Here is an 18,287-nt window from a genome sequence, read left to right on the forward strand (position 1 = left end):
GTCACTCAAGCGAACCCGAACCGGAACCCGATCCGCCGGCGGGGCCGCCGGATGATACCCGTGAGGAATTTTCGCTCGATCCGAACCCGCGCCTGAGGCCCAGCCGGATCAGCTCGTCGGTGCAGGCGGTGCTCCATTCCTCGTCGAGCACCGAAGACACGCCGGCGCGCGGCACCTGCACCGCGTTGGAATTGACCGCGCTGTAGAACTTTTTTTCCGGCGTCACGATGCCGCACTGGAGCATGTAGGTGCGGCCGGCCTCCCACACCTTGACGTACCAGCTCGAGGCGTAGGGCGCAAGCTCGATGTCCATCTGGCGCCACGCGTTGGTGCCGTCGTAGAAGATGTCGCTCACGTCAAGCACACGGAGCACCCACGTGGATTTGCTGTATACGTCGGCGCCCACGTGCCGCCGCATGAGTTCGATGGTCTCGCCCGAGACTTCCCAGTAGGCAAAGACCCACTGCTGGTCGCGCGGCAGCGCACGCATGTAGGTTTCGTTGTAGGTGCCGGGGATCTCGGTGGAGAAAAAGTATTTCGGCCCCATGGGCGGTTCCCGGCCAATAGAAAAAACCGGCGCCGATGTTTTTCCAACGCCGTCAGTTGTTTTTTTCGGGGAAGCGGGCTTTTCAATTGCTGTTTGGGACTTCACGATATTCGTTGATGCGGGCCGGCCCGCTTTTTTACTGATTGACGCAGGAGCGGACGCAACAATATCCGGCCGTCCGTTTTTTACGGGCCGCGCTGCGGCGCGTTTTTTAGCGGCCGCACGCGGAGCGGTGCGAGGAGAAGCCCTGTGCATAACGCGGTTTTTTTTCTTCTTGTCCGTCGCTTTTTTTGTTTTTATCGGCATTATCACCTCAAGATAAATCACACCACCGTTGGACGTTGAAAGTTTAATGGTGAAAGTAATTGGGTCAGGTCGTTCAACGTTCAGCTGTCAACTTTGAACTTTTTACCGTTTTTAATACGTCCCTTTTACCGGACTCGCCCACTTATGCCCGCCGTTGAACCCGATCACGATGCGCACCATGTCTTCGCTGTAGTCCTTGAATAGACCGCTCTCGCGTCTGCCGATTTCAAGCCCGAGGTCCAGGATCCCGAACCCCTTGCCCAGCGGAAATCCGGCGCCAAGGCTCAGCGTGTATTCGTGGGAACCTTTTCCCGGAAGCTCCGTGTACCTGATGCCGGCGCGGTAGCGGATCGTTTCCCAGTACCTGGGCATGAGCAAGTTGGGCGCAGGGATGTATTGCGCGCCGAGAGAAAATCCTGTGGTGGTGGCCACACCGGGTTGGGAGAGAACGTCCGGGAATTCCGAAGCCTGCCAGAACCCGAAGTTAACATCGGACGCCGCGAGCCATTCCGGCGAGATGTCCCAGCTGATGCCGAGCGTCAGCGACGGCGGCAGCCGCAGGGAGGCCTTCTGGTCGGTGTAGGTGTTTGCCGCCGGTACGTTGCTGCTGCTCGGATACACCCCGGAAAAGGTCTCCAGGTCGCCGGTGAAAAAGTATTCGCCGGCGGCGGCAAGCTTCACCTTGCCCACGGGGACGAGCACGCCGGCGCGGACGCCGTTGTTCCAGCCGGCAAACAGGGTGCTGTCGCGCGAATCTGTTTCGACGCCCTGATAGTAGATCGTTGACAAACGGGTCTGTTCCGCGTCAAGATAGACGCGTTCGTACGAAAGTCCGATATTGACAAAATGCATAATGTCGTACCCCCATCCCGCCTGCCACGACACCAGCCCGCCCCGCGCCGCAAACCCAAGCAGAATACTGTCGGCGTAGCCGCTCACCGTTTTGCTCCTGAAAAAAGCGCTGCGGTCTCCGCGCAGGTCGTACGAAAGCCCCATGGTACCGGCAACGCCGAACGGGATGCCTATGGACACCTGCGAGGGGGTGAAGGAAAGGAAATTCGAATGCTCGCCGGCGTCGGAGATGCGGAGCATGTCCACCGAAAACAGCGCGGAAAAAACGGTGCGGTCGATGGTGCCAAGGTTGGCGGGGTTCTTGAGCATGACGCTGTGCTCCCCCGCCACCGCGCTTCCCGCGCCGCCCATGGTGAGCGTCATCCCGGAATTCGTCTGCACCGGCACGCCGTAGGGAAACGTGATCCCGAGGAGCGACTGGCCTACCACGGAGGCCGCGATTGCCGCGCACAGAATGACAAGAAATAAGTTGCGCATCATTGCGTCCGCTGCCATTGAGGATTGGAAAACACCACATCACAGGTGGCGGCCTTCTTGTTCTCTAAAATCAACCGCGAAAAATGGACATCGGGTTTGACAAACAGGTACAGATATCCCGTTGACGGTTTTCCCGTGTTGTACAGGTCCTGGAGAAACACCGCCAGCTGAAGGGAAAGCTCCGTCGGAGTGGGGTTGACGGTTATGAACGCGCTCTTCAACCACCCCTCATTGATGCCCGTTGTCATGACGGAGCTCAGGGAATCCCGCGTGCCAAGGTTGTTGGCGCGTGAACCGGTTATCTGGTGATCGAACAGACCGTAGACGACCGTTCTTGTCGTGTCAACTCCGACTCTTTCCCACAAAGGATCCGTGGCATTCAACGGGAAAGTCACGTTCTGCACGATCCTGAAGATTTTCCCGTTTCCCGCCGTTCCCATGGAATCCCACAGCGGCCGCAGGTCCATGGTGAGTTCAATGAACCGGTCGGCCTGCCATGACGCCACGAGCGAATCCGCGGGAAGCGGTTTTTTTTCGGAAACGCAGATGTCGTAGTAAGGGCTTAAAACGATGGTGTTCTGCGGCGTAAGGTCGGTGGGATGCGCGCGGTAAAAGATCTGGAACGCGGGCTTGCCGCTGAACCGCACGAGGCCGCCGCCCGACGCCTGCACGCTCACCGCGCCGATGAATTTCTCCGTTGAATCGTGGACAAAGGTCGTGTCGAAGCGAGCGTAACGGCTCGTGTAATACGTGATCACGGCGGAATCGCCGTTCCTTGCCGCTTGAACCGCATCGACCCTGTTCACGGGGAAAAGCGTGTCCCAAGTAAACGAGGTGACGGGGGGCGGCGTGCTGAAATGCTCGGCCATGACGGCGAAAATCGCCGTGTCTCCATATATCGCAGGCTTCAAAACCACCACGGAATCAATGCCGGTAAAGAGGCCGACGGTCCGGACAGCCGTGTCCGCGGTATATACCGTATCTATTTCCGCGATATACTTTACGCGGGTGGTGGAATCGGACGCCTCGGTCCTCAGCAGGGAGATCATGCCGAGTCCGAGGGAAATGTTAAAGGTGTCGTGCGCAACGGCGCGGTTAAAGGTGATCGTGGTGCAGGGCAAAAAATTCTGGGTCACGGTGAGATCGTTGCGAACCAGCGGAAAACATTTGCGCGAGCAGAGAAACACCTGGATGGTGTTGGTGTTCCCGTATTGCCAGTCGTTGTTCGTCGAATCGTAGTACAGCAGAAGATTGATGCTGTCGGCAATGCCGTTGGCCTCCGTGCGCAGGCTTGTCAAGATGGACGTGGACGCGTGCAATTCAGCATAGCCGAACGCGCTGTCGTCGCCCAGGCTTCCGGCCAGAAACGTGAGCGGATGGTCGCCGGACTTTACCACAAACGTGCTTGTGTCCGCCCCGCCCAAAACAATGCTCTTTGCACTGACGATTGGGATGTTGAGGCCGCTCACCGATTTAAATCCCGCCGTAAGCGCCGTGAGGCTCGAATCAACGCTGTCCAGCACCTGTTTGCCCAGGTCGGTTGACGGCGAAAAGGGCGACGTGCACGAAAGCACAAAAACGATGAACAATCCGAAAACCAGTGCCGCCATTGAATGTGTTTTCATCAGTTATGCCATAAATTGGGAAAAAAAAGCGGAAAACCGACGTTTAAATAATTGTGATAATATAGGTTTGCAGTTTAAAAATGTCAAACCCATTATCTACGGCTTTGTAATTACGTTCGGGCGCCCAATTATTATATGGTTTTTTACCGTGGCACCGCGGCAGCATCAATTACTATATTATTTTTACAGAGACGGCTTGAAGACATTGAAGAATCCCGGCCCAAAGCGGCGGGGATTCTTCCCTGGCTATGGAAACAGAATATAGTCGCCCGCAAACCCCGCGCCGAGTCGCGGGGAAGACGCGGGCCGTGCCATTCAATTCCGACACTGCCATTTGCAAAGCGGGACCTTTTATATTTATGAGCACGCTGGTTAAACGGCCGGACGAGTGCGACGCTCTTGTCGTTGACGATGAAAAAGTCATCTGCGACCTGATGGAAACGACACTCAAGGCGGTCTGCCGCGTCACCACCTGCGGCAACGGCCGCGACGCACTCGAGCTCATCAAATCACGCAGCTTCGACATCGTAATCGCGGACGTCAAGCTGCCCGACCTTTCCGGACTCGACGTATTGCGCGAGGCGCGCGGGAAGGACGAATACACCGAACTCCTGGTCGTCACGGGTCATGATTCCGTCGAGACCGCAGCCGAGGCCGTGACCGTAGGCGTTTCATCGTACCTTCTCAAGCCGCTGTCGCTCGACGATCTCCGCTACCAGGTTGAAAAGTCCATCGCCAACCGGCTTTTCCACCTTAAAAGCGTCATGCTCCTGCGGCAGACAAACCATATCGAACCCGACGTCAAAGTGCATGTCAACGATGTCACCTCGCTGTTCCTTTTTTCACACCGGCTGATGCTCTCGCTCGAAATCCCCGAGGTGATGCGGACGGTCCTTTATGAGGTGAACCGGCGCACCGGCTCGCTCTTCAGTGCCGTCGGGGTCCGTTGCTGCGGCATCAGCGAGCTGTTCGCCATGCCGGGCGCATGCCCGGCGGACTCCGGCGCCATCAGGAAGGCAATTATTGACAACTGGGACAAGGCATTCCCCTTCCTTGACGTTGCCGCGTTCGCCAGGGGCGCGCTCCACCTCTCAATCCTCGGCGGCAGGCGCGGCACCGCCGCTTTTCCGGAAAAAGCAGCCCCGTTCGTACTGCCGCTCACCGTCATGGGCAACCATATCGGCGCGCTCGCCGTTTTCGGTAAAAAGGGATATTCTCCCGCGCCCGACGAGCACCAGTTTCTCCACGTGTTCACGTCGTTCATCTCCTCGGTCATCGAGCATTCGTACCTCGACATGCATTCCAAGCTGCTGGCGCGCACCGACGGGCTCACCGCCATCGCCAATCACCGCTCGTTCCACGAAATCCTCGGCCGGGAGATCGCCCGGGCCGACCGGAGCGGCGCCGTGTTCGGCCTCATCTTCATGGACATCGACGATTTCAAGAAAATCAATGATGCGCACGGCCACCTGGTGGGCGACGCGGTGCTCAGGCACCTGGTCTCACGCGTGCTTGACATGATCCGGCGCGCCGACGTCTTTGCGCGGTACGGCGGCGAGGAATTCGCGCTCATCCTGCCAGACACCGGGGCCGAGGGCGCCGCGATCCTGGGACGGCGGCTGTGCAAGGAAATCTCGGCGGTGCCGTACGACCATCCCCGGAAAAATATCCCCTACACGGTCAGCCTGGGCCTCTCCATGTACAACGGAAAAAATCCCAAGCCCAAAGACCAGCTCATCGGCGAAGCGGACAAGGCGATGTACCAGTCGAAGGCCGACGGCAAGAACCGATTAACGGTGAGCTGATGCGGGCACCGTGATAAAATTTTTTGAAATATTTCGAGAGATGCTACTATCTAACAAGGTATGAAACGTCATTCTTTGGAGCAAGAAACTCCATACATGAGAGAGAATAAGGTAATCCGTATTTTTCTATGACGCATCCCCTGCTTCGCCTGATCGTCTACACCTACAGCATGATCATGGAATCCGCCAGGCTCATGGCGCTTTTTCTCTTACGCCCCACGCCGCTGTGGCATAAATGGGACATCGCTTCCCGCGCCGCGATTCCGCTGCCGCGGCCCGGTCGCGCCTCTTCTTCCGCGGTGTGGATCCACGCCGCATCGCTCGGCGAGTGCAAGCTGCTTGCCAGGTTTCTCGCCATGCTGCGCAACAGACACCCAGGCCAGAAATACGTGCTCACCGCGGCCACGCGCACGGGCGTTGATTACCTCAGGCAATGCGGCGGGGACGACATCATCGCCGCGGGATTTTTGCCGCTGGACACGCTCCACCTCATGAAATCCCTTCTGTCAACATTCTCGGTCTCGCGCGTGTGGCTCATGGAAACGGAGCTGTGGCCGGCCATGCTCCTTGCCTGCCGCGACCGGCGCGTGCCGGTGGGGCTCGCAAACGCGCGCATCGAAGAAGACTCGCTCGCATGGTACCGGCGCTTTGCCTGGCTGCTGTCCCCGCTGTTGCGCTATCCCGACGCGGTGCTCGCGCAGAACGAAGCCTACGCGGCCCGGTTCGCCCGGCTCGGCGTGGCGCCCGCGGCGATACGCGTGACCGGTAACCTCAAAAGTTATGTTGCCATACGGCCGACGCCGAGGGAAGAACGGACCAGACTCCGCGGCGACATGGGTATTTCTTCGCAGGAAACCTGCATCACGGCCGGCTGCCTCCACGCCGGAGAAGGCGCGGTTGTCAAGGACGCCCTCGACGCCCTGAAACGCAGGGGGATTTCCGCCCGGTGTATCGTGGTGCCGCGGCACCTCAAAGACGGCGCAGCGCTCGCCCGGGAGCTGGGCAACGGGACCCTGCGCCTGCACGACATGAGCGCGCCGCACGGATGGGACGTGTGCATCGTGGAAAAAATGGGCGTACTCGAGGCCATGTATAAAATCGCGGACGCGGCAATCGTGGGCGGCACCTTTGACACCACCGGCGGCCATAACATGTGGGACGCGGCGCAGTTCGGCATCCCGCTTTTTTTCGGGTCCAACTACCGCACCCAACAGGAAAGCGGCGACACGCTTCTCGGCGCCGGGGTCGCGTTTTGCGCCGGCAACGGCCGGGAGCTTGCCGGGCTCATCGCTCAGGCGCTGCGCGGCAAGGAAAAATTCCAAAAGGCGCAGGCCGCGTTTTCCGCCGCGATAAACGGCAAAAGCCATTCCATCGAAGACCTCATCCCATGAACAACCTTTTTTCCGGTTCCGGCGGTCTGCAGCTCCGTTTTGTCTTGCTCGCGGGCGACGACATCACCAGCCGCGAGCTCGCCGCCGCCGACCTCATCGCCGCGGTTAAAAAGCAGCAGCCCGGGGCCGAGGTGCACCGCTACGGCGGCCAGGATGCGCCGTTCGATGAATTCTGCGAAGGCATCCTCACGCCGTCGCTGCTGTCGCCGCTGCGCGTTTTCGTGATCCCGGACGTGCACCTTCTTGACGACAAGGAACTCGGGCAGCTCGCCGCGGTTTTCGGCGCCGACGCGGCGGACGCGCTCGTGGTCATGGAGACCGAAAAGCTGCGGGCCGCGAAAAAATCAAAGGAAGCGGCGCTGTCCAAGAAATACGGCGCCTGGCTCGGCGATTTTGAGGAGCGCGCCGTGAAGGAGCCGCAAAAGTTCCTCATCGAAACGTTCCCCAGGCCGCCCGATTATAAAATGGCCGAATGGGTCGGGGCGCAGGCGGCGCACCTGTTCGGGAGGCGCATCACGAGGGACGACGCCGAGCATCTCGTTGACCTCGTGGGCGCCGACACCGCGGTGCTGCATTCGGAGCTCCAGAAGATAGACCTTTTCCTCGAGCCCGCGGCGGCGATAAGCCGCGCGGTGATCGATACGGTCGCCGGCGCTACCCGGCAGGCGACCCAGTATGAACTCGCCCAGGCCCTCGGCGAGAAAAACATGGCGCGGGCGCTGGAGATCATCGAATCCATCTACGCCGCGAGCGTGTATCTCCCGCCGTACGTGGGCGCGGTGTTCCGGCATTTCTGGTCGTTGTTCAGGATATCGGAATTTACAAAGGCGAATCCCGGAACGCTCAGGAACTACCGATCCGTCGGACGGCAGCAGCAGAACGACGCGGCGCTCGAGATCGCCGTGGCGGCCGCCGTCCTTTCGGCGGGCCAGCAGGGCCGCCTGTTTCCGGCCGTTATAAAGCCGCGGCTGATCGAACAGGCGCTGTCGTTCACCGCCGGCCAGTACAAGCGGATTTTCTGCCTGCTCGCCGAATTCGACACGGGGCTCAAGACGGGAAGGTACGACGATTCGAAGGCGGGGTTTCAGGTGTTCTGCTACCGGATCGTGAGGGGCGGCCAGAATTGACAATTAAGAATCAATGACCAGAGGGTTCACCCACGCGCGGGCTTTACCAAGGGAAAAATCAGGATCATTGCTTTTAACCGAAACAGAACCGTTTCATGCGCTATTTCTTCCGCGTCGAATACGACGGCACCGGATTTGGCGGGTGGCAGTCGCAGACCAACGCGCCGAGCATCCAGGACGCGCTGTCCAGCACGTTTGCGACCGTGCTTCGTTGCGAATGCACGGTGACCGGGGCGGGCCGTACCGACGCGGGCGTGCACGCGCGCGCACAGGGCGCGCACGTTGACGTTCCGGTGCCGATCGACGTTGCGAAATGCGAACACTCGCTGAACGCCGTGCTTCCCGACGGCATCTGCGTGTACGGCATGCAGCGGGTCGCAGACGATTTCCACGCGCGGTATTCGGCGAAGAAGCGGCGCTACAAGTATTACCTTGCCGAAAGGAAAAAGCCGCTTTTTTACAAAAGGGTATGGATGGTGTTTTACGACGTGGACTGGGACAAGGTGCAAAAAAATATCCCTCTGCTGCTCGGCACGCATGATTTCTCCGCCTTCTGCTCGAGCGACACGACCACCGAAAACATGGTATGCGCCGTTTCGGAGGCATCGCTTTCGCTGGAGGCCGGCAACAGGGTATTTTTAATAGCCGCCGACCGGTTCGTGTATAAAATGGTGCGCTCCATTGTGGGAACGCTCATTGACATCGGAAGAGGAAGGCTGGACACGACGATCAGGGACATTATCGAAAGTAAAGACCGAAAAAAAGCCGGCGAAACCGCGCCGGCGTGCGGGCTTGTGCTTGATTATGTGGAATATCCTGGGATTAATGACAATGTATAAAAATATTCCGGTAAAGTTAAAAAGATGTTGTATAACTGACTTTTCGATTGGAGTCACGATGGCGATTGACAAAATATAAGTTCGCCGACGGGCCAGGGCGGTCCGGCAACGAGGCGTATAGCCGAGCCCGAAAGGGGGCCCGCCGCCGTCTTCGGCGGGGCGCCCGGTTTTACTTTATCTTTTTTAGAAAGAACCACCATGCAAAAAAGAATTTTATCGTCGTCCGCCGGGAAAACGGGGCTTTACATTCTTTTCCTCGTTCTCGGCCTCATCGTGGGAGGAATTGCGGGAGCGGAAATTTTCAAACGGTATAATAAGGCCGGGGAATCGCAAACGGCCCTGTTGCAGAAAGCCGACACCGCCTCGGCAGCGGCGCTGGAAGCAAGCCATGGCGCAAACATTCCGGCCGTTGAGGGCACGCGCTCGAATGCCATCGTGCGGGCCACGAAAATGATCTCGCCGTGCGTGGTGGGCATCACCGTGACGCAGCTGCAGGTGGTACGGCGCTCCTATTCCTCCGACGAGTTTTTCGATTTCTTCTTTGCGCCGGAGCTCGTGCCCCGCGTCAAGGAGGTCGAGCGCATGGGTTCGGGCTTTCTGTTTTCCAGGGACGGCTTCATTCTCACCAACTACCATGTCGTTGAAGGCGCGCAGAAGCTGTTCGTGACGTTTTCGGACGGCCACCAGGCCGAGGGCCGCGTAGTGGGCGTGGACCCGCAGACCGACCTCGCCGTGGTGGCGGCCAAGGGCGACAATTTCCCCTTTGCAAAGCTCGGCAGCTCCGACAACCTCATGATCGGCGAATGGGCCATCGCCATCGGCAACCCGTTCGGGTTCTTCATCAACGACGCGCGGCCCACCGTGACCGTGGGCGTCATCTCGGCGGTCGACCGCAACTTCGCACCGAGCGAGGGCGTGTATTACCAGGGCATGATCCAGACCGACGCGGCCATCAACCAGGGCAATTCGGGCGGGCCGCTCGTGGACGCGCTCGGCGAGGTGATCGGCATCAACACCTTCATCTTCACCGGCAGCGATTCGTACCGCGGCTCCATCGGCATCGGCTTCGCCATCCCCATCGACCGGGCGAAGCGCGTTTCAAAGGAGCTCATCGCCTATGGAAAACGCCGCATGATCTACACGGGCATCTCGGTGCAGGACCTCAACCGCTCCCTCGCGCTGGCGCTCGGCTACGACCGCACCACCGGGGTTGTCATATCGGAAATCACCAAGAAGAGCCCGGGCGAAACGGCAAAACTCACCCGCGGCGACATCATCGTGCAGATGGGCGGACGGGAGATCAGGTCGTCGGCCGACATCGGCGGGTTCTTTCTCGATTATTTCGTGGGCGACACGGTCGGCATCTCCTACGTGAGAAAAGGAAAAACTTACAACACCACGATCGTGTTGGGAGAGTACAAGGGGCATTGATTATTTACAATGCGATATAACCACCGCATAAAAACTATATTTAGAGTAACTTTTTCGTCCGTTGTTGGCGTTGTCATCCCCGAGCCCGATCGGGGATCCATTCGGGAAAAATGGATTGGCATGAACCCAAACTCCCGCAGTGTTGCATGCAGTTATAGTCGTTTTCCCGCGTACGCGGGAATGACATGATGGCGAGCGGTCATCCGACAAATTTTTTTAAATCGCCCGGAAGGAAATAAATTATGGCAATCGGCTTCAAAGACAGAAACATCTGGACCCTGATCCTCATCGTCATCGTGGGCATCCTCATCGGCGCATACCTCAGCACGCTGTTCACCCTCATCCCGGGATCCAGCAACGTGGTGAAGAACCTGTTCACCTACAATATCAGCTTCGGGTTCGGCGACTTCGTAAACAACAAGCCGCTCCTCATCGACCTGGCCGCGATCAAGTTCCAGCTCGGGTTCCAGATGAAATTCAACCTGCTCTCCCTGGTCGGCGTGGCCCTGAGCCTCTACCTGTTCAGATGGTACCGGTAACACGGGGCGCTGCTCAATGAACTTCTTTGACGGGCCCGTGTCGGGCGTTGCCGAACAATGCAGCAAGGGAAAAATCTCGAGCAAAGAGATCGTTTCGCGCGCGCTCGGCCTTATTGCCGAACGCGACAAGGGCATCCATTCGTTCATCTCGGTCCAGCCCGAGGCCGCGCTCGCCCGCGCAGAAGAGCTTGACAAACTCCCTGCTCCGGCAAAAAACAAAATGCCCCTGTTCGGCATTCCGGTCGCGGTGAAAGACAACATCTGCACCGAGGGCACGGCCACCACCTGCGCCTCGAAGATCCTCGAAAATTTTATCCCGCCCTACAACGCAAGCGTCGTGGAGGCGCTCATTGCCGCAGGCGCCGTGATCGTGGGCAAGACCAACCTCGATGAATTCGCCATGGGCTCGAGCACCGAAAATTCATTTTTCGGCGTGACAAGAAATCCCAGCAACCCCGACTATATTCCCGGCGGATCGAGCGGCGGCAGCGCGGCCGCCGTTGCCGCGGGGTTCGTGCCGCTCGCGCTGGGATCGGACACCGGCGGCTCCATACGCCAGCCGTGCTGCCACTGCGGTGTTCCCGGGCTCAAGCCCACCTACGGCAGGGTGTCGCGCTACGGGCTCGTGGCGTTCGCGTCGTCGCTCGACCAGATCGGCCCGATCGCCGCCGACGTACGCGACCTCGGGCTGCTGCTTTCGGTGATATCCGGACCTGACAAACGCGACTCCACCTGCGCTGGCAAGCGGTTTGAAAACGATCCGCTTCTTTACAAGAGCGACATGAAGGGCCTCACCGTCGGCGTGCCCAAGGAATATTTCGGCGAGGGGCTGTCCGCGGAGGTGCGCCGCCTCATCGAATCGGCCATGGCGAAATTGAAAACCGCGGGCTGCGCCTTCGTCGACGTGTCCCTCCCCAACCTCGGGTACGGCATCGCCACCTACTACATCGTGTGCACGGCCGAGGCGTCGAGCAACCTCGCGCGTTACGACGGCGTCAAGTACGGGTATCGCGCGAAAGACCCGAAATCCCTCATCGACATGTACCAGACCACGCGGCGCGAGGGGTTCGGGCCGGAAGTAAAGCGCCGCATCATGCTCGGCACCTACGTGCTGTCGTCGGGCTACTACGACGCCTATTACCTCAAGGCGGCCCGGGTGCGCACGCTCATCGGCCGCGACTTCGACGGCGCGTTTACAAAATGCGACGCGGTGATCTCCCCGGTCTCCGCAACGCCCGCGTTCAGGATCGGCGAAAAAACCGACGATCCGCTCCAGATGTACCTCACCGACATCTACACCGTGTCCGCCAACCTCGCGGCTATCCCCGGCATCTCGGTCCCGTGCGGCAGCGCGGGCGGCCTTCCCGTGGGCGTGCAGTTCATGGCGCCAAAATGGCGGGAAGACACGCTGATCAGACTGGGGTTTACGGTGCAGGAATTGACGAAGAGTAAATAATATTAATAAAAATAGTATTGGAGGGGGAAGTCTCCCCCTGGCCCCCGGCTTCCGGCGCACCTTAATTGCTATTAATAAATTTTTTCAAGAGTGCGCCGGCGATCCGGGGGCACACCCCTCCTGGGTGCGGCCGGGTACCGTGATTTGCAGGATTCACCCATCCGCTGGGAGCACCCGCGGACGATTGCTAAAAAAGAATTTGCAAACGTCACCCTGGGCCTGTCAAGGGGTTGCTGTCGTCCAATAACCTGATTACTTTCCACGGCTGACTTGCGACAGACCTGTTTCCGCTCCCCTTTCCCTGATTCGGGGAAAGGGGGCGGGGGATTCGTTTTACTGATTGTTCTTTGCTGACTGCTGGCCGGTGACCGCTGTCCGCTGATTTCATTCCTCTATCCTGACTGAAACCGTTGCCTCACTGTTTAGACCATGTAAAGGACACATTCCTGCATCCTCTTTAATTATTTTTATCCTATCATCTATGGATTCCAAATCCATAAAAAATCTTCTCTTCCTGTTAAGCATATCAACCGGCGTAGTCTTGATTTTTTCCTCCTGCGCCGCTTCCTACCGCGCCGTCACCGACTCCTCGGGAAAAATCCATTACTACGTTCCCGCGAACTACGATTACCGCAAGGATTACAAAGTGCCTGAAGATAAATTGAAAAAAATCACCGACTCCTATCTCGGCGTGCGGTACAAAAACGGCGGCATGGACCGCTGCGGGTTCGATTGCTCGGGCTTCGTGTGCGTGGTGTTCAGGGAGCTCAACCATGCAAGGCTCCCCCGCTCCACCCGGCAGCTCAAATGGCTCGGCCGCGGTATTGCGGTGCGCGACGCGAGGCCCGGCGACCTGATGTTTTTCAAGGGCGGCGTGTTCAACGCGGTCAACCACGTGGGCATTTACATGGGCGGCAATTCCTTCGTCCATGCGAGCACATCAAGCGGCGTGCGGTACGACAGGCTTGACGACGAGTATTACACAAAGCATTTTGCAATGGTAAGGAGGATTTTCTGATGAAGATCGCGTTTGCAGGGGAAAGGGGAGCGTTTGCGGAGCTTGCCGCGGCCCAGTATTTCGGGCCGGCCCACTCGCTGGCACCGGTGCCCGAGTTCGAGGACGTGTTTGTGGCGGTGGAGCGCGGCAGGGCCGCTCAGGGCATCATTCCCATAGAGAACTCGCTCACCGGCAGCATCCACCAGAACTACGACCTGCTTCTGGAAGGCGATCTCTCCATCACCGGCGAGATATTTTTACGGGTCTCCCATTATCTCATCGCAAACCACGGGGTGAAGCCGCACAACGTGATGCGCGTGTATTCACACCCGCAGGGGCTTGCGCAATGCAAAAAGTTCCTCAGGAAAATGCCCCAGGCCGAGCGCGTTCCCGTGTCCAACACCGCGGCGGCGGTGCGCAAGATAAAGGACTGCCGGCTCCTTGACGCAGCGGCAATCGCCTCGCTCCAGGCCGCGATCGATTACGACATGAACGTTCTTGCCAAGAACATCGAGGACAACAAGGCCAACATCACCCGGTTCCTCATCCTGTCCAAAAAAGCCGCGCCATTGCCGCGGCGCAGCGCCGGCCTCAAGACCTCGGTGGTGTTCTCGCTCAAGAACATGCCCGGCGCGCTGTTCAAGGGCCTGAGCGTGTTCGCGCTGCGCGACGTCGATCTGCTCAAGATCGAATCGCGGCCGGTGCACGGCAAACCCTTCGAATACCTGTTTTACCTCGACTTTGCAGGCGGGAGCGGCGAGGAGCGCCAGGCAAACGCGCTCAACCACCTGCGGGAGATCACGGTGTTCTGCCGGGTGCTCGGCTCGTACGAGCGGGGAAAGCTGGTGCACCCGGAGTATAAAAAAAGGTAGGCCGGTTGATGCGTTGACGGAGAGCAATCACGGCGAGAGGAGCGGCAAAGTTGACAAAGGCGACTGAAAGGCTTCCTACCTTTTACCATATCCGGGGCAGTCCTGCGGAAGCGGCCGGTCCTTCTTGCGCTGGAAAAGGTAGATAAAACCGGTATTTTTCTTGGTTTTATAAAAGGAGGCAAATTCATAGGGGCCCGTTCGCTGGGATTGCGCCCCCATCAGCTGTTCGAACTGCACCAGGTCACTGCTGCCCAAGTCGTTGATGATAAACACCACGATTCCCTTTGAGACACATCGCAGCGGGCTGTTGTTCGCCCCCACTTCGCGAAATAATACTATCTTCCCCGACGCCTCTTCGCCCAATTGGTAGGAAAAATATGCCAGCGAACGGCCGCAGATAATCACGTCGGCCGGCTTTTCCATCTTGCGCAGCGCGCCGAGAACCTGCTTCCTCGCTTCCTGAATTATCGTGTCGGCCATGACGTTCAACACCGTTGTTTTTATGACGTCGTGCCTGAATCCGAAGTTCAGCAGGGCGATGAATGTCGCGGTGTAAATCAGCCTGTTTTTGATCCATTCGGCCATGGCGACCGTCAGGTACAGGCAGCACAGGAGCATGGGAAACGAAAGAAACCGCACGTGGACGATGACGGGCTTGACAAAAGACATGAGCCAGAAGGCAAGAAACGGCAGCAGGAAGAGCGCGGCCAAGAGCAGGTGATCGTCGGTACGCTTCCGGACCACAAAGTAGCACAGCCCCGCCAGGCCCGCCAGGTGCACGGGCCAGAAGAAGCTGCTTATCACATTGTCAAGCGTGGCGGGCCAGTATCCCGCAAAGGTCACCGGCGCAAGCATGAGCGACGCCATATAATCCTGCGTCACGTCGCCGGAGTAGGTGGCGGACCCCGCAATGCGCAGGTCGACCAGGGCCCACACCAGCGGCGCCGCGAACGCGAGCGCGTACCACCAGGAGAATCCCCGCTCCCGCCTGAACCGCGAAACCAGCATGACGAGGGCGGGGACCGCCCACGCCTCGGGGCGCACCAGTCCTGCGCCGAGAAAGAAGAGAGAGGCCTGCAGCGGCCGTTTTTTTATGAATGCGTAGGCACCGCCGAGCAGGAGAAAGAAGTACAGCATGGGGTAATATGCCGACAGGATGAACTCGGGCAGCACCGTGGTGTTGCAGGCGATAAACAGGACGAACGCGGCCAGCCCGGTCCAACACGACGCGCCGAAATGCACGGCGAGTTTCATGAGCAGCCAGAGCACCCCGGCCCCAAACGCGCACATCACGGAATACAGCGCGCCGTGCCATAAAAGACCGCACAGCACAATAAACAGCGGTTTAGGCGTTTCGGGCGGAAGTCCGTAGTGATGGCCGAGGATGTTGAGCCACATTATTTTGTAGCTGAAAAAGGGATCCTCGCGCTTGCCGCCGAACACGAGCGGCAGAAGAAGAAGCACAATATAGGCCGCCATGAAGATGATAATAAGTTTGAAATCGTACGGCCGTGAAGCGTTCCTCTGTTTCTTCATGTCAACGTTTACGGCGGCTGTGTCGTTGCGTTTTTTCACCCTGCGGCCTCCAATGAAACTATATGGTCTTGCGAGGTATTTGTCAACGTTATGGTTCAGGAGAAAATGCCGTCGGCCTTCACCGCGCTGAACATTGTCAAGAAAGGTTTGCCTCGGCAGAAGAGTTTCCGCTCAACATTCCGCCGGCACGAGGACGCCAGGATTTACGCCGTCCGATTGAATGAGCGGGCCGCTAATGAACCGTCTCCACGTCCAGCACCACGAACGTACCCGGCAGTATGGCCGGACGCGGTTTCGGGTTTTCGGGCGTCGGCGCCGGCGCAAGACCGAAATCGGCGGTCGGCAGATACAGGTGATGTGTCTTTTCATTAATCGTAACGGTGCGCGCGCCCTTCTGCGTGGCCACGGTCTCCAGCACCGTGCAGGCGCCGTCCTTCTCTTCCTGCACCACCGTGAGGGTACCGTCGCCGCACGATGCGTAGGCGCGTTTGTAAACAGGATCGAACGCCGCGCCGTCGCAGTGGTCTCCGATGGGAAGCGAGGCAATCACCTTCCCGCTCTTCACGTCGGCAACAACCATGCGCTTGTTCCCGCAGCCGATAAACAGAAGACTCTTTGCATTGTCGAGCGCTATTCCGGTGGGGCTCTCGCCGGGCGCGATGGAAAAGCTCCTCACCGTTTTCATCGCCTTGGTGTCGATCACCTCCACCAGGCTCTTGTCCTCAAGATTGACGTAGAGCAGCCCCTTCCCGTCGCTTGCCGGGAACTCGGGCTTGCCGTCGAGCGCGACGGTCGCCGCCACGTTGCACGTTTTCGCGTCGATCACCGTGGCGTTGGCGCTCCTGCCGTTGAAACAGAACACCGCATGGGAAAACGCGTCGTATATCATTGCATCCGGTCCCGCGCCCGTCGCCGCGATTTTCCGCAGTACCTTGAGGGTTGACAAATCAAAGACGGTAATCGATGTGTCCTTACCGTTGCTGGTGAACCCTTTTCCCGCGTCGGCCGCGATGACCGCGGCGTGCACACCTTTGGTGTCGGGGATCACACCGAGAAGTTTTCCGGTTTTGCCATCCATCACCTGGACCATGGTCGCATGGGAAACAAACACGCGCCCGGTGGCGCTGTCGGCGGTGATGATGTCCCACCCGCCGTCGCCGTCGAGGTGGAATTTGTTGGCGATCCGGTAATGAGAACCGGCCGTTTGCGCCGACACCTGGACATAATAGGAAAATATCGTGGCGGCAATTACGAAAATAACCGTCATTTTTTTCATGGGTTCCTCCCTGTGTTACCGATAATCCTGCAGACGCAAAAACTTTCGGACATGTCTTTTACGAGGCTACGCCCCTGCCGCAAACTCCCGCAGCCGCCTTCCCGACTTCATATGCTCTGCCAGTCGCATCAGTTCCGGTTTTGCATGGAAAAAAAGCGCCTTGAAGGCCGGACAGAGGACATTGAGTCCCGGCTCGCCGTCCGCGGTGAAGGCCGTCCGGTCCTTGGGGCACCCGCCGTTGCAGAACGCAAGCGCGCCGCACTGCCGGCATTGCCGGGGAAGCGAGTCACGCTTGGCCGCCCCGAACCGCTTCATTGCCGGGTCGGACGCCAGGTCGCGCAGCGATTTGTCTCTGATATTCCCGATCAGGTGCTGCGGATCCGCGAAATGGTCGCATGCGTAAAAGCTCCCGTCGTGCTCCAGCACGGCGGCCTCGCCGCACGCCGGACGGAACAGGCACAAGGCGTGCGGCATGCCGTACAGCGGCCGCAGGGCCTCGTCGAATATCTGGACCACGATGCGCCCCACGTCCTCGCGTATCCAGCGGTCGAAGACGCGGCACAGGAACGCCCCGATATCCTGGGGTCCGGCGCAGAGCCTGCCCGCCCCGGTGAGCGGCAGGAACTGGAGGTAGGCGGCACCGATGCTCCGGAAGAAATCGTAGGTTTTGTCGGGCTCGGCCGTGTTGACGGAATGGAGAACGCACAGCACGTTGCAGAAAACGCCTCGCTCCCTGAGCAGGCGGTATGCCGCCACGGCCCGCTCGTGCGTGGGGCGGCCGTCCGCCGCCCGTCTGAAACGATCGTGGAATTCCTGCGGCCCGTCGATGCTGAGGCCGACCGAAAATCCCTCTTTGGCAAGAAAATCCGCCCAAGCGGCGTCGAGGAGCAGGCCGTTGGTTTGCAGGCCGTTGGAAAAGGTCCGTCCGGCGGGCGCGTGCGCCCGCTGCAGGCGTATAATCGTGCGGAAATAGTCCAGCCCCACGAGCGTTGGCTCTCCGCCGTGCCATTCGAAGTGAGTGGCGGGGCCCGGCGACGCCTCGAAGCGCTGCCGGATGTACCGCGCGAGCAGCTCGCCGGACATGCGGCGCGGCCCGGCCGGGAACAATTTCTCTTTGTCAAGGTAATAGCAGTACGTGCAGCGCAGGTTGCAGGCGGGGCCGGCCGGCTTGGCCATCACCAGGCATTCGGGGGCATGTTCCAACGGCGGCC

The 18,287-nt window shown here is 59.1% G+C and carries 15 protein-coding genes; 9 read left to right on the forward strand and 6 right to left on the reverse strand.

The features are described 5' to 3' along the window. Position 1: 1 nt before the first annotated feature. The 3 genes from VLX68_07845 to VLX68_07855 form a co-directional block, all read right to left on the reverse strand. Positions 2 to 853 carry a DUF4912 domain-containing protein gene (locus VLX68_07845; GenBank protein HUI92142.1) on the reverse strand — a complete coding sequence of 284 codons (852 nt, stop codon included), beginning with the start codon at positions 851 to 853 and terminating at the stop codon, positions 2 to 4. A 111-nt stretch (positions 854 to 964) separates the two neighbouring features. After that, the gene (locus VLX68_07850) at positions 965 to 2,185 is read right to left on the reverse strand and encodes a hypothetical protein (protein HUI92143.1); all 1,221 of its coding nucleotides are present in this window, start codon (positions 2,183 to 2,185) and stop codon (positions 965 to 967) included. After that, a complete protein-coding gene (locus tag VLX68_07855) occupies positions 2,182 to 3,807 on the reverse strand; it encodes a hypothetical protein (GenBank protein ID HUI92144.1) in 1,626 nt (541 codons plus the stop codon). The genes VLX68_07850 and VLX68_07855 overlap by 4 nt, the downstream gene beginning before the upstream one ends. 359 nt (positions 3,808 to 4,166) lie before the next feature. Between VLX68_07855 and VLX68_07860 the strand changes: the two genes are divergently transcribed. The 9 genes from VLX68_07860 (at position 4,167) to pheA (ending at position 14,264) form a co-directional block, all read left to right on the forward strand. Then, positions 4,167 to 5,612 carry a diguanylate cyclase gene (locus tag VLX68_07860; GenBank protein HUI92145.1) on the forward strand — a complete coding sequence of 482 codons (1,446 nt, stop codon included), beginning with the start codon at positions 4,167 to 4,169 and terminating at the stop codon, positions 5,610 to 5,612. Between the two features lie 128 nt (positions 5,613 to 5,740). Then, positions 5,741 to 7,003, forward strand: coding sequence for a glycosyltransferase N-terminal domain-containing protein (locus VLX68_07865; GenBank protein ID HUI92146.1), 1,263 nt, complete (start codon positions 5,741 to 5,743; stop codon positions 7,001 to 7,003). Continuing rightward, positions 7,000 to 8,130 carry a hypothetical protein gene (locus tag VLX68_07870; protein ID HUI92147.1) on the forward strand — a complete coding sequence of 377 codons (1,131 nt, stop codon included), beginning with the start codon at positions 7,000 to 7,002 and terminating at the stop codon, positions 8,128 to 8,130. The genes VLX68_07865 and VLX68_07870 overlap by 4 nt, the downstream gene beginning before the upstream one ends. Before the next feature lie 95 nt (positions 8,131 to 8,225). Beyond that, positions 8,226 to 8,969, forward strand: coding sequence for a tRNA pseudouridine(38-40) synthase TruA (gene truA, locus VLX68_07875; GenBank protein ID HUI92148.1), 744 nt, complete (start codon positions 8,226 to 8,228; stop codon positions 8,967 to 8,969). 198 nt (positions 8,970 to 9,167) lie between these two features. After that, positions 9,168 to 10,400 carry a trypsin-like peptidase domain-containing protein gene (locus tag VLX68_07880; protein HUI92149.1) on the forward strand — a complete coding sequence of 411 codons (1,233 nt, stop codon included), beginning with the start codon at positions 9,168 to 9,170 and terminating at the stop codon, positions 10,398 to 10,400. A 242-nt stretch (positions 10,401 to 10,642) separates the two neighbouring features. After that, positions 10,643 to 10,939: a DUF4321 domain-containing protein gene (locus VLX68_07885; protein HUI92150.1), complete on the forward strand. Its 297-nt coding sequence runs from the start codon at positions 10,643 to 10,645 to the stop codon at positions 10,937 to 10,939. A gap of 16 nt (positions 10,940 to 10,955) precedes the next feature. Beyond that, the gene (gene gatA, locus VLX68_07890; GenBank protein HUI92151.1) at positions 10,956 to 12,395 is read left to right on the forward strand and encodes an Asp-tRNA(Asn)/Glu-tRNA(Gln) amidotransferase subunit GatA; all 1,440 of its coding nucleotides are present in this window, start codon (positions 10,956 to 10,958) and stop codon (positions 12,393 to 12,395) included. Positions 12,396 to 12,936: 541 nt separating this feature from the next. Then, positions 12,937 to 13,413, forward strand: coding sequence for an NlpC/P60 family protein (locus tag VLX68_07895; GenBank protein ID HUI92152.1), 477 nt, complete (start codon positions 12,937 to 12,939; stop codon positions 13,411 to 13,413). Beyond that, complete coding sequence (gene pheA, locus VLX68_07900) at positions 13,413 to 14,264, forward strand: prephenate dehydratase (GenBank protein HUI92153.1); 852 nt, start codon at positions 13,413 to 13,415, stop codon at positions 14,262 to 14,264. The genes VLX68_07895 and pheA overlap by 1 nt, the downstream gene beginning before the upstream one ends. Positions 14,265 to 14,339: 75 nt before the next feature. On the opposite strand, the gene VLX68_07905 is transcribed toward pheA, so the two are convergent. From VLX68_07905 to VLX68_07915, 3 genes are all read right to left on the reverse strand, one after another. Then, positions 14,340 to 15,839: a hypothetical protein gene (locus tag VLX68_07905; GenBank protein HUI92154.1), complete on the reverse strand. Its 1,500-nt coding sequence runs from the start codon at positions 15,837 to 15,839 to the stop codon at positions 14,340 to 14,342. 193 nt (positions 15,840 to 16,032) lie between these two features. Beyond that, positions 16,033 to 17,076 (reverse strand): hypothetical protein, encoded by a 1,044-nt coding sequence (locus VLX68_07910; GenBank protein HUI92155.1) that lies wholly within the window; start codon positions 17,074 to 17,076, stop codon positions 16,033 to 16,035. A 66-nt stretch (positions 17,077 to 17,142) separates the two neighbouring features. Continuing rightward, a complete protein-coding gene (locus VLX68_07915; GenBank protein HUI92156.1) occupies positions 17,143 to 18,279 on the reverse strand; it encodes an anaerobic sulfatase maturase in 1,137 nt (378 codons plus the stop codon). Between the last annotated feature and the right edge of the window lie 8 nt (positions 18,280 to 18,287).

The sequence above is a fragment of the Chitinivibrionales bacterium genome (assembly GCA_035516255.1).
Taxonomy (GTDB): Bacteria; Fibrobacterota; Chitinivibrionia; order Chitinivibrionales; family FEN-1185; genus FEN-1185.